The sequence below is a fragment of the Pseudomonas sp. CCI4.2 genome (genome assembly GCF_034350045.1).
Classification (GTDB): Bacteria; Pseudomonadota; Gammaproteobacteria; order Pseudomonadales; family Pseudomonadaceae; genus Aquipseudomonas.
Map to the genome: position 1 here is coordinate 5189797 of NZ_CP133781.1, position 13547 is coordinate 5203343.

Below are 13547 nucleotides of genomic sequence, written 5' to 3' on the forward strand. Positions count from 1 at the left end.
TTACCAGACACACCGCGCCGTTACCTTCGCAGGCAAGCCTGCTCCCACAGACTATTGCCAGGTGCAGAGTCTCTGTAGGACTAACGTGTTGGCGAAGCACACGACGCGGTTTACCAAACACACCGCGCCGTTACCTTCGCAGGCAAGCCTGCTCCCACAGAACTGCAACCAGACCCAGATGCAGCCAAGCGCGGATTCTGTGGGAGTTGGCTTGCCGACGAAGACGATTTTTCAGGCAACCCGTTTCAAGCCCTTCGCGAATAAATTCGCCCACCGAATCCTCCGCTGTATTTCACACCGTATCCACCTTCAACGAGTGATCACTGATCATGCCGGTGATGATGGACGCCGTGTCATGCCCACTCGCAACCATCCCGCCCGACCCCGGCGTTACGCCGTAATGATTCGCCAGATCGACCCCCGCCAGGTCGATGGTTTGGGTCGGGGCTTGGCCAACGATGGGGTTGACTTCAATCGTGGTAACCACGCTTGCCCCGGCGCCAGTGACTTTGAAGTGCAGATAGTCATCCAGTGACGCCGAGCTTGAGTTATCACCTTGCAGTAATTGCGACAGATCAAGCTTGTCGACGCCGATGCTGAAATCCGTTACCAGGTCATGGCCAACATTGCCTTGGTCCCATTTGAAGGTGTCGTTGCCGCCACCACCGGTCAAGGTATTGTTGCCCAAACCGCCATTGATGATGTTATCGCCACCGTCCCCGATTAAGGTGTCGTTGAAGTGCGAGCCAATGAGGTTTTGGATGTTGACCAGGGTATCGGTCCCGGCGCCGAGTGTGTTCTGCGCGGTGGTGATGCTCAGATCAACATGGACCCCCGCCGTGGCGTTGACGTAGCTGGCGGTGTTGTTGCCCGCGCCGCCGTCGAGCAAGTCATTACCCGGCCCGCTGATCAATACATCGTTGCCGTTGTCGCCAAACAACTCGTTATTACCGCTGCCGGCCTGCAACACGTCATCACCATCGCCGCCGTGCAGATGAACGTCGCCTGGGCCGCCGATCAATATGTCGTTGTGGTTGGTGCCTTGCACCGTGTCGCCCGCTTGATAATGCAGGGCGACGTCCGCGACGCTGGTGCCACCGTGACTGTCAGTGACGGTGTAGCTGCCGTGAGAATCCGCCGTCACGTCTTGCGCACCGGCGTAATTGACCGTCAATTGAAGTTGGTAGTTTTCGTCCCCCGTTGCGCTCGTCGCACCGCTGGTGTTGACGATGTTGGTCACATGTAGGTGATACACACCATCGTCGGTGGCCGTAAACGAATGCCCATCGGCAATGGTGGAGAGCACACCATTGCCGTCCTGCCATTGCGTTGAAACGTGACTGTCATCCTGAGAGTTATTCAGGGTCACGGTTTCGCCTTTGTGCAGGGTCACGGTGTAGGTGTCTTGCGCGTTGGCAGCCTCAGCGTTGGTTGCGCCCAAATACCCGTTAAGCACCACCAATGCCGTCAACGCCGAGGCGCTGTTGAAAAAGTCGCTGCGCTCCACGGTTTTCAGCTGATTGGCGCTGCTATTGCTGGTACTGGCAAAGTTGATGGCGTTCGCATTGGTCGCAGTGAAGTCGGCACCTTTTGCCGCCCACCCCGTGGTGAAGGTGGTGGAAGTGGTCGTCAGTTTGTCGCCATTAGAATCGGTGTTATTGGCCAACAACAACTGCGCCGCCACCGTAAGGGTCGGCGACAGAATGTTGGTGATGACATTGTCGGCCAGCGCCACGGCCACGTCCGCCACCGCCACCGCCACCGGGGCGGCGCTCGGATTGACGTGAACCACCAGATTGGCGCCAGCCGTGTCGCCGTCGTTATCGCTCGCCACAAAACCAAAGGTTTCTGTCACCGCCGTGCTGCCGATTTTTGGCGGCGTGTAGGTGTATTGGCCATTGTCCATGTCCACCACCAGCGTGCCGCCATCGTTGCTAGCGACCGTGGCGCTGTGAGTGCTTGAGTCAAACGTGCCGTGGCTGGTACCCGATACGCTAAGGCCGCCCTGTCCGTTGTTGGCTTTGGGGTCATAGAGGTAGGACGTCCCATCAACGACGATCGCCTTGATAAACCCACCATCGGCACCAAAAGTGCCTCCGGTCATCAGGCTGCCGGTAATAGGCGTGCTTTGCACCGTACCGCTCAGAACCGAATTGAGTGCGCTCAAGTCGGTGACCAGCACCGCATTGGTGTCGGTGTGAGTACTGCCGTCATACGCCAAAGGATCGAGGTAGGTGTTGGTGATGCCGGAGCCCAGGCCAATCGCGTAGGCCTTGATGTCATTGGAATTGAGGAAAGCTTTCCACGCGGCCTCGTCGGACGGACTCAGGTTCTCGCCGATGGTCGGGTTACCGTCTGACAGGAAGTACGCGACATTTTGCGCACCCGCAATTGCACCGTCGGTGGGGAATGCCTGCTTGGCTGCCGCGACGGCCGCATCGTAATTGGTTTCGCCGCCCGCGGTCAGTGTGCCAATGATCGCTTTGGCCGCGCTGACATCGACCCACACTGGCGTTTTGTCCGCCGCCGAATCGCTGAAAGTAACGATCTGAACCTTCACATCACCCAAGTCCTGATACTTGTCGAGTAACGTGCTGATCGCCTGTTTCTCCAGGTCCAGGCGTGACAAGCCGGAAACGCCCGACGCATCGGCCATGCTGCTGGAGACATCAATGATCAGCAGCACGTTCGAATCGACCCCCACCACGGTCGAGGTGCGTTCGCTGCTAACGGCTGTTGGCACGTCATCGACAATGTTGATGACCAAGGAGTTACTTACCGAGTTGCCCGAGGCGTCGGTGGCCTGGTAAGTGAAGATCTCGTGCTCAACGTTTGCTCCATCGTTAGCAACGGGCGAGGTTTTTGGTGCGGACGTCAGGGTATAGGTATAGGTGCCATCGCCGTTGAGATGAATCTCTCCGTATTGGCCCACCAGCGTTCCGTCAGCGCTGCCGACCAAACTGAAGCTGACCGCGCCCACCGCCCCGGACACCGCGCCCACCAACGTGCCAGAAGCGGTTTCCGCGGGGGAATCCGGCGTGCTACCAATCACCGTGCCAGGGGCCAGGTCGTGGCCACTTTGGGTCAAGTCCAAGGCATTTTCAAACACCGTGACCCCTTGGGCGGAGACCGCCTTAAGGCAGGAATCAGACACGTTTATAGTGAGCGTCGTGGTACTGACATCGCCGTCTGCATCGCGGATTGAATAAGTGAACACATCATGCGCACCTGAATGACCCACCGAATCCTGATTGCTGTGGTAGGTCGCATTGCCCGATGCATCCAGCACCAGCGTGCCGTAAACCCCGTCGATGGAAGCGCCCAAGCCTCCGTAGGCTGCTTGCGAAGTGTCACCACCGGCACGCACGCCCACCACCGGGCCTCCCGCGCCAGGTCCGTCAGCCCCCATGACGTCATTGATCAATACGTTGCCGCTGACGGTCCCGCCCTCCACCACGCCGACAGTATCGGCATGGGCAGTCGGCACGTCATCAACCACATTGACGTCAATGACGCCAGACGCCGAGCTGCCGTCGCTGTCGGTGGCGACCACCGTGAAGTGTTCGCTGATGCTGTTGGCACCGTTGTCGTCGGCCTGCAATGCGTTGTGTTGAAGGGTGTAGCTGTAGCTGACCACGCCGGTTTGGGCGTTATAACCGGTCACCGTTAGTAAACTGCCAATGACCGTTGAAACCGAGCCAGGGAAGCCTTGCACCACCCCACCACTGACGACGTTGATTCCGCCGACATTGAGGCTCTGCAACCCATCCGGGGCATGAACCACAAACTCGCCGTGCTGGGTCAGTGCCGCTGCATTCGGGCTGGAGCCGTTGCTGAGGTTTTTCTCATAAACGGTCAGCTCGCCGCCGCACACGTTCAGGCCATCGACAGTCACCGGTTGACCGTTGTTATGAATGGTTAGCACCAGGTTCGCCTGGCTGGTATCGCCGTCGGCATCCTTGAGCGTGTAAGTAAACACTTCAGTACCATTGGCGCCGCCGTGCAGGGCGATGAAATCCGCATCGTGGGGGTTGAGCGTGTAGGTATAAGAACCGTCGGTCTCCAGCACCAACGTGCCGTAGGTACCGGCGAACGTGCCGCCGACAATTGGCCCGCTGGCGATCCGGTCTGCACCTTGAACGTCGTTGATCAGCACGTTACCCATCAAGACCGGGTTGGTTTCTGTGGCGGAGTACGGGTTGCTATCACCGTGGGCGGTGGGCACGTCATCAATGACGTTGACGTTTAAAGACGCATTCGACGTGTCACCATCGTTATTGGTAGCCACAACATTGAAATGCTCGGTAAGGCTGTTAGCGCCATTGCCGGTTGGGTGGGTGTCGGCGCCGTTCAGGGTGTAGCTGTAACTGACCACCCCGGTTCCAGCGTTGTAACCGGTGATGGTCAGGGTGTTGCCCAATCCGGTGGTCAACGACTGGCCGACACCGCTGGCCACGCCAGCCACCACAACGTTGAGGCCGCCGATGGACAAGCTTTGCACCCCATCGTTGGCGGTCACGGTAAAGGTGCCGTTTTGGGTCAACGCGGTCGCGTCCGGGCTGCTGCCGGTAGCGAGGTTTTTCTCATACACCGTGTCGTCGGGACCTTCGCCATTCAGGCCGGTGATAATCACGCCGTTATCGTTGTTGTGGATCTGCAACACCAGGTTCGCCTGGCTGGTATCGCCGTCGGCATCTTTAAGCGTATAGGTGAACGTCTCCGTGCCGTTACCGTTGCCGCCGTGCAAGGCGACGAAGTCCGGGTTATTCGGATTGAGGGTGTAGGTATACGTGCCGTCCACTGCCAGCACGAGAGTGCCGTAGGTTCCGACGAACGTCCCGGCCACAATCGGTCCCGTCGGGATCCGGTCGGCGCCTTGGATGTCGTTGGTTAATACGTTGCCGGCCAAGGTGATCAGGTTTTCGGTGGCGGTGCCGGGGTTGCTGTCGTTGATCGCAGTGGGCACGTCATCGACCACGCTGACGTTCAACGAAGCGTTGCCCACCGAACCTCCGGTGTCAGTGGAGACCACGGCGAAATGCTCGGTAAGGCTGTTAGCGCCATTGCCGGTTGGGTGGGTGTCGGCGCCGTTCAGGGTGTAGCTGTAACTGACCACCCCGGTTCCAGCGTTGTAACCGGTGATGGTCAGGGTGTTGCCCAATCCGGTAGTCAACGACTGGCCAACACCGCTGGCCACGCCAGCCACCACCACGTTGAGGCCGCCGATGGACAAGCTTTGGACCCCGTCGTTGGCGGTCACGGTAAAGGTGCCGTTTTGGGTCAACGCGGTCGCGTCCGGGCTGCTGCCGGTAGCGAGGTTTTTCTCATACACCGTGGCGTCGGTGCCCTCGCCATTCAGGCCAGCAATAATCACGCCGTTATCGTTGTTGTGGATCTGCAACACCAGGTTCGCCTGGCTGGTATCGCCGTCGGCATCTTTAAGCGTATAGGTGAACGTCTCCGTGCCGTTACCGTTGCCGCCGTGCAAGGCGACGAAGCCCGGGTTATTGGGATTGAGGGTGTAGGTATAAGTGCCGTCCACTGCCAGCACGAGGGTGCCGTAGGTTCCGACGAACGTCCCGGCCACAATCGGTCCCGTCGGGATTCGGTCGGCGCCCTGGATGTCGTTGGTTAATACGTTGCCGGCCAAGGTGATCAGGTTTTCGGTGGCGGTGCCGGGGTTGCTGTCGTTGATCGCAGTGGGCACGTCATCGGTGATGTTGACGTCGACACTGCCAGTGGCCACGTTGCCGTCGTTGTTGGTCGCTACCACCGGCAGATGGTCAATCAGGTTGTTAGCACCATCGCCCGGTGAGTGGGTTTCGGCGCCGTTGAGGGTATAGGTGTAGGTGACTACGCCGGTCACCGGGTTGTAGCCGGTCACAGTCAGGGTATTGCCGAGCCCGGTATCAATCGCTTGGGGAAATCCACTGGCCGTGCCGTTGGTGATAACGCTGACGCCGCCAATGGTCAAACCTTTCACACCGTCCGCCGCGTTGATCGTGAAGCTTGCGCTTTGGGTCAAAGCACTCGGATTGGACGCCGACCCCAAAGGTAAATTGGCCTCGTTTACAGTCAACTCGCCGCCACTCACGTCCAATCCGACGATACTGATACTGGTGTCAGGCGGCGCAACGACCACTGCCGGCGTGCCCGAGCCGTTATCGGGAAGAGTAGCGACCTGACCTTCAGGAAATATCGCTGAGCTGCTCAATCCCGCCGTCGGGAAACCGACTGTCGGCGCAACTGACCCACCCACTTCCGTTAGCAATACAAAGGAGTGCCCGCCCCCTTGCTCGCCAGGAACACCATTGACGGTGGGACCTGCGGCGGTTGGATCAGCGACTTTGGTCGGGTCATCACCGGCCGCGATGGCGCGTTGCAATTCTTGCACATCGGTCAACTGCGCCTGGCTCGGCGCCATCGTGTCCGGAGTGTCGATGTGTGTTGCATGGTTGGCCAGAATTTCGGGGGTCAGCGGCATGCTGCTGTCTCGCCCCAACGTCAGTTCGCCACCGTCCGCAAGGTGCACGGCAACAGCACCTAGGGGTCCGGTTTGCAGCTGCTCGCCTGCGAACACCCGATCACCTGCTACTAAAGCACGGCGGGCCCCATCACCTGCCACCGCGAAGACTTCACCCACAACGTGCGTGATGGTACCGATCAACTTGGCCATATCCACTCCTCCGTTACCGACGTCTGTCGGCTATTGGATCTGTAAAAACGCCGGACTTTAAAAAGCGGCTTTCTTACAAATCCCGAACTAAACGTTACATATCGACCGAAAACCGTTCACAAAAAGCAACGCAATATCACTAGGCCAGCAGCAAAGTGACAATAAACCGTCACCTCGTATAACCTTGTTTTTGACCCTTTTTACACTTTCATTTTATTTTTTTAATCGTATTTGAAGTTTGCTTGAAATCGACTAAAACCCCTATGGCGCTAGCGATAAAGCGTTTTAAGAGTTGAACAATGTCCGTAAATCAGAACGACGCATAAGTTTTTTTTGGCATAAACGTTATGAAAAAATCGTCTTAACGGAGCGTCAAAAACTTCTTAACCCTGTTGTTACAATTCTGATACGGTTTTAGCAGTGTTTTTCGCCAATTTATTGGCGACGATGACACTTCATTGAGTTATAGGGAGAAGTACATGCGCGTTTTAAACCCCCTCTGCAGCGCAATTTTGTTAGCAATGACCTGTGCAAATGCTCAAGCCATGTCAATCACCGAGGCGATACAAAGCACTATCCAATATCACCCGGAGATTCACTCCAATTCGAACAATCGACTGGCCGCAAATGAAGACGTCAAAATTGCCAAGGGCGGGTACCTGCCGACTGTGGATTTAGTTGCCGGGTACGGCCGTGAGGGCACCGACAGCCCCACCAGCCGAGCGCTGACCGGTAACAACGGTAGAGAGACGCTCAACTACACCCAGTCTGAGCTGCGGTTGCGGCAAATGCTGTTCGATGGGTTCAATACACCCAACGAAGTTCAACGCACCCAGTCGGTGGTTAACTCCCGTGCCTATTACGTTCAAGGCGTATCGGAAGATGTCGCGTTGCGCGCCATCGAGGTGTACCTCGATGTGCTGAAGCGGCGAGAACTGTTGACCCTTGCCAAGAACAACCTTCAAGCGCACCTGCGTATCAATGATCAGATCGGCTTACGCAGCACCCGGGGTGTAGGCACCAATGCCGACCTCGACCAATCCAAAGCCCGTCGCGCCTTGGCAGAAGATAACTTCTATACCGCTCAGGTAGACCTGGCTGATGCAGAGGCGAACTTCTTCAGTGCCGTGGGCCGTATGCCCGACGAGCTGGAGACCCCGCCGACCATCAAAGGCCAAGTGCCGGTCAACTTGGTGGATGCCCAGCACTCGATGCTGGAAAACAACCCGTACTTGAAGTCAGCCCAAGCCGACGTGCAATCAGCAGAAAGCCAATACGAAGTCGCCAAATCACCGTTCTACCCGCGTTTCGATGCCGAGCTGGCAACCGGCGCCAACGAAAACTTGCAAGGCGAACCCGGCTACGACAATGAATGGCGCGCAGCCGTGGTGATGAATTACAACCTGTTCAACGGTAGCCGTGACAAGGCCCGCTTGCAGGGCGACGCATACCGCATCAATCAGTCCATGGACATTCGCGACAACGCCCTGCGCACGCTGAACGAAAACCTGTCGCTGGCCTGGCATGCCATGAATAACGCCCACGTCCAGACCCCCATCGCCCGGGAATATGCTGAAACCACGACCAAGGTTCGCGCGGCGTATCAGGATCAGTTCGGCCTCGGCCAGCGGACCCTGCTCGACTTGCTGGACAGTGAAAACGAACTGTTCAATGCCGCCCGCCGCTACACCGAGGTGCGTTACACCGAGGAGTACTCCATGTATCGCGTGCTAGCGACCACTGGCGATTTGTTGCGTCAATTGCGCGTGGTGTTACCCGCCGAAGCCGTGGCGCTCTCGGACGTCAAAAGCGAAGCCCATTTGCCCGAACTGAAATGACGGTTGTCGTCCGGAGTAGCCTAATTTGACCACCATGGAAAACGTGTCAGTTGACCCTCGGTTGAGCTTCGATGACCCCTTGCTTGATGGTCTATTGATTCTCTGCAAACTGCATGACTGCACTGTGAGTCGGGCCAGCCTGAGTGCTGGCCTGCCACTGAAGCAGCAGCGGTTGACCCTTGATCTGCTGCCTCGGGCTGCCGCTCGCGCGGGTTTGCAAGCGCGCCTGTTGCGACGGGAACTCAATGACCTGTCGGCTTTGAGCCTGCCGGTGCTGTTAGTGCTGAAAAATAACCGCTGCGCCATCCTCAGGCGGTGGTCCGACGACGGGCAGGCGCTGATTCTGCCCAGCGAAGCCGAGGGCGGCGAGCAGTGGGTTAGCCGCGAAGAACTGCTGGAAAATTACGGCGGCCAAGCCTTGTTCGCCCGCCCGCGCCACGAACTCGAAGACTTGCGCTCACCGCTGGTGCCTCGGGTTGAAGCCTGGTTTCGCGACACCCTGAAACTCTCGCGTTGGCTATACAGCGATGCGATTCTCGCCAGCTTGTGCATAAACGTACTCGGGTTAATGGTGCCGTTGTTCGTCATGCAAACCTATGACCGAGTCGTGCCCAATCAAGCCACCTCAACCCTGTGGGTGTTATCCATCGGGCTGTTGGTCGGTACGGTATTCGAGCTGATCCTGCGGTTGGTTCGCGCGCATCTGCTGGATCAAGCCGGCAAGAAAACCGACGTTATCCTCTCGGCGACCCTGTTTGAACGCATTACCGGGATGGCGATGAAGGCCAGACCGGCAACCATCGGCGGCTTCGCGCAAAGCATTCATGACTTTCAGGGCCTGCGGGAATTTCTCACGGCAGTCACCCTGACCAGCTTGATCGACTTGCCGTTCGCCGTGCTAATGCTCGGCGTGATCGGCCTGCTCGGCGGTTGGCTGGTGGTAATTCCTATGGTGGCGTTTCCGATCACCATCATCTTCGCCCTGGTGATCCAGGCACGACTGCGCGACACCGTGCAGCGAAGTTTATCCTTGGGCGCCGAACGCCAGGCACTGCTGATCGAAACCCTCGGCGGTCTGGAAACCCTCAAGGCCTGCAGCGCCGAAAGTGAGCGCCAACACAAATGGGAAACCACCCACGGTGCCCTCACCCGCCTCGACAGCCATGCTCGCAACCTCTCGGCGCTGGCCACTAACGGCACGCTGTTCATCCAGCAGTTTTGCGGCATGGCGACCATTGTTGCCGGGGTGTACAGCATCATCGCCGGTAATTTGAGCGTCGGTGCGCTGGTCGCTACCTACATGCTCGGCAGCCGGGTGCTGGCGCCGCTCGGGCAAATCGCCGGGTTGATTACGCGCTACCAGCAAGCGCAACTGACCATGAAAAGCACCGACGCGCTGATGGCCCTTCCGCAAGAGCGCGACGCTAAGCAAAGACCTTTGGAACGCACCCAACTTAAAGGCGCGCTGGAGGCACATCACGTTACCTTCCGCTATAACGGTCAAAGCACCCCGGCGCTGCACGCGGTCAACTTTTCGGTAAAACCCGGCGAGCGAATCGGCATCATCGGCCGCAGCGGCTCAGGCAAAAGCACCTTGGCGCGACTGGTCATGGGCTTCTACGCCCCGGAAGAAGGCCAGCTATTGCTCGACGGTCTGGACCTGCGTCAATTGGACGTGGCAGATCTGCGCCAACAAATCGGTTACGTGGCCCATGACTTGCCGCTGCTTGCCGGCAGCCTGCGCGATAACCTGACCTTGGGCGCGCGCTACGTCAGCGATGCGCGAATGCTTGAAGTGGCGGAAATGACCGGCGTCAGTGAACTGGCCCGGCAACACCCGCAGGGCTTTGATCGGCCGGTGGGCGAACGCGGGCAACTGCTCTCCGGCGGACAACGCCAAGCGGTATTGATGGCCCGGGCGTTACTGCTGGACCCACCGATCTTGTTGCTCGACGAACCCACCAGCGCCATGGACAACAGCAGCGAAGAGGACTTGCGTCAGCGCCTGCATGGCTGGATGCAAGGCAAAACCTTATTACTGGTCACCCACCGCACCTCAATGCTCAGTCTGGTGGATCGGTTAGTGGTATTGGACAACGGCAAAGTCGTCGCCGATGGCCCAAAAGACATCGTCATCGAAGCACTACGCAAGGGCCGCGTCGGCTCGGCAGCGGTCTAGGAAGCCCCTCATATGTCAGCAACGACCGGCCAACGCGGCTACTTTCATTTCGGCAAATCCGCCGACACCGAATTCATGCCTGAAGTGGCCGGGGTTGCCGCCCAGGACTCGCCTCGAGGCTCACGCTTGACCGTCTGGATTGCCGCGTCGTTGATCATCGCGGCCTTGGTTTGGGCCAAGTTCGCGGTGCTCGAAGAAGTCACCATGGGCGAGGGCAAAGCGATTCCGTCGAGCAAAGTGCAGGTCATTCAGAACCTGGAAGGCGGGATCGTCACCGAGATTTTTGTCCATGAAGGGCAAATGGTGAACAAGGGCGACACCCTGCTGCGCCTCGACGACACGCGTTTTCTGTCAAACAAAGGCGAAAGCGAAGCCGACCGATACGCCCTTATCGCCCAGGTTGAGCGTTTGTCGGCGGAAGCCGAGGGCCGGCCGTTCAAGCTGTCGGACGAGGTGATAAAAAAAGCCCCACAGGTCGCCGCCGATGAGCAGTCCTTGTATGACTCCCGGCAGCGGCGCCTGAGCAGCGAACAACGCACGCTGAACCAGCAACTGCTGCAAAAGACCCAAGAGCTGGCCGAGTTTCGCTCCAAACAGGAGCAATTCCGCAACAGCCTGAGCCTGCTTCAGCAAGAGATGAACATGTCGGCACCGCTGGTGAACACCGGCGCCGTATCACCGGTGGAAATTCTCCGGTTGAAACGCAATGCCGTCGAAGCGCGGGGTTCCATGGACGCCACTACCTTGGCGATTCCTCGGGCTGAAGCAGCCATCAACGAGATCAAAAGCAAGGTCCAGGAATCGGAACTCGTGTTCCGTTCCGACGCCTCGAAAGACCTCAATCAAAAACGCACCGACCTGTCGAAACTCACGGCCACCAGCATCGCCATCGACGACCGAGTCAGCCGCACCACGGTGGTCTCACCGGTACACGGCATCATCAAGGTGATGAAGGTCAACACCATCGGCGGCGTGGTTCAGCCTGGCAGCGACATGGTGGAAGTCGTGCCGCTGGAAGACAACCTGCTGATCGAAGCCAAAGTCCGCCCGCAAGACGTGGCGTTCCTGCACCCGGGACAACCGGCGATGGTCAAATTCAGCGCCTACGACTACACCATCTATGGCGGCCTGAAAGCCAAACTGGAACTGATCGGCGCCGACACCATCACCGACGACAAGGGCAACAGCTTCTATTTAATCCAAGTCCGCACCGACAAAAACCACCTGGGCTCCGACGCCAAACCGCTGCTGATCATCCCCGGCATGGTCGCCACCGTGGACATCATCACCGGCGAAAAAAGCGTCATGGACTATCTGCTCAAGCCGGTGCTGAAAGCGCATACCGAGGCGATGAGGGAGCGGTAGACGCTCAGACAAGTCAAATCTCTGAAGGAGCAGATCTGCGCGGGCGACACTCCAAGGAGAGTCAGGCAGATCGAGTAATGGCATTGGCAGGCAAGCCTGCTCCCACAGAATGTGTGTCATTCACAACGAGGGCGATCACGTCATTCGCTTCCCCATAAATGGGCACCAATTCATATCGGGAAAAGGCCATACCGTTTTACTTCACCGCCTCAAACAACCCCGTAGCACCCATCCCGCCGCCGACGCACATGGTGACGATGCCGTAGCGCAGGTTGCGGCGTTGCAGTTCGCGGACCAGGTGGCCGACTTGGCGTGAGCCGGTCATGCCGAAGGGGTGGCCGATGGAGATGGAGCCGCCGCTGAGGTTGTACTTTTCGTTGTCGATGCCCAACCGGTCACGGGCGTATAAACACTGTGAGGCGAAGGCTTCGTTGAGTTCCCAGAGGTCGATGTCAGCGACTTGCAGGCCCTTGGCTTTCAGCAGTTTGGGCACCGAGTACACCGGGCCGATGCCCATTTCATCCGGGTTGCATCCGGCCACGGTGAAACCACGGAAAAACGCCCGGGGTTTCAAACCCAGTTCCAGCGCTTTATCCAGGCTCATGATCAGCGTCATTGACGCGCCGTCGGACAATTGCGACGAGTTTCCCGCTGTCACCGAACCGTCTTCGGCAAACACCGGTTTCAGACTGGCCAGGCTCTCCAGCGTGGTGTCAGGGCGGTTGCAGTCGTCACGATCAACGATGCCTTCCACCAAACTGATCGCACCCGTGGCTTTATCCTCCACGCGGTAGGTCACCTTCATCGGTACGATTTCGTCATCAAACAGCCCAGCCGTCTGAGCCGCCGCCGTTCGTTGCTGGCTCTGCAAGGCGTAAAGGTCCTGCTGCTCGCGGCTGACGTGGTAACGCCGCGCCACGATTTCAGCGGTTTGACCCATGGGAAAATAAATGCCGGGCACCTGCTCTTTCAGCAGCGGGTTGATCAGGTTGTCCATATTGACGCTTTTCATCGTCAAGCTGATGGACTCAACCCCGCCCGCGACGATGACGTCGCTGCATCCGGAAGCAATCTGGTTAGCCGCGATAGCGATCGCCTGCAAGCCCGACGAGCAATAACGGTTGAGGGTCATGCCGGGCACGTTAATCCCCAGCTTCGACAGCACCGCCACGTTACGCCCGATGTTGTAACCCTGAGCGCCTTCGTTGGAGCCCGCACCAACGATGCAATCTTCTACCAGCGCGGGGTCCAAACCGTTACGCGTCAACAGCGCGTTGACGCAATGCGCCGCCATGTCATCGGGACGGGTCTGGTTGAACTTGCCGCGAAACGACTTGGCCAGGCCAGTCCGCACGCTGTCGACAATCACCACTTCACGCATGGCACATCTCCGTTCTTATTTGGGGCGAGGAAGGTTGCTAAAACTCCCTTGAGCATAAGTCCAGGTCACTGCACTGCGCGATGATCATTCATTGGCTGTATGGAAAAT

Annotated in this window: 5 protein-coding genes; 3 read left to right on the forward strand and 2 right to left on the reverse strand. The window is 58.3% G+C overall.

The features are described from left to right. Window positions 1–292: 292 nt before the first annotated feature. Complete coding sequence (locus RHM65_RS23625) at window positions 293–6676, reverse strand: retention module-containing protein (protein WP_322184107.1); 6384 nt, start codon at window positions 6674–6676, stop codon at window positions 293–295. Window positions 6677–7155: 479 nt separating this feature from the next. On the opposite strand from RHM65_RS23625, the gene RHM65_RS23630 reads away from it, so the two are divergent. The 3 genes from RHM65_RS23630 to RHM65_RS23640 are packed head-to-tail and all read left to right on the forward strand — an operon-like array spanning window position 7156 to window position 12058. After that, window positions 7156–8514 carry a TolC family outer membrane protein gene (locus RHM65_RS23630; protein ID WP_322168267.1) on the forward strand — a complete coding sequence of 453 codons (1359 nt, stop codon included), beginning with the start codon at window positions 7156–7158 and terminating at the stop codon, window positions 8512–8514. Window positions 8515–8548: 34 nt separating this feature from the next. Continuing rightward, window positions 8549–10693 (forward strand): type I secretion system permease/ATPase, encoded by a 2145-nt coding sequence (locus tag RHM65_RS23635; RefSeq protein WP_416194787.1) that lies wholly within the window; start codon window positions 8549–8551, stop codon window positions 10691–10693. A gap of 12 nt (window positions 10694–10705) precedes the next feature. After that, the gene (locus RHM65_RS23640) at window positions 10706–12058 is read left to right on the forward strand and encodes an HlyD family type I secretion periplasmic adaptor subunit (RefSeq protein ID WP_322168265.1); all 1353 of its coding nucleotides are present in this window, start codon (window positions 10706–10708) and stop codon (window positions 12056–12058) included. Between the two features lie 196 nt (window positions 12059–12254). Here RHM65_RS23640 and RHM65_RS23645 read toward each other — a convergent pair whose 3' ends face one another. Continuing rightward, complete coding sequence (locus tag RHM65_RS23645; protein ID WP_322168264.1) at window positions 12255–13439, reverse strand: thiolase family protein; 1185 nt, start codon at window positions 13437–13439, stop codon at window positions 12255–12257. Window positions 13440–13547 lie beyond the last annotated feature (108 nt).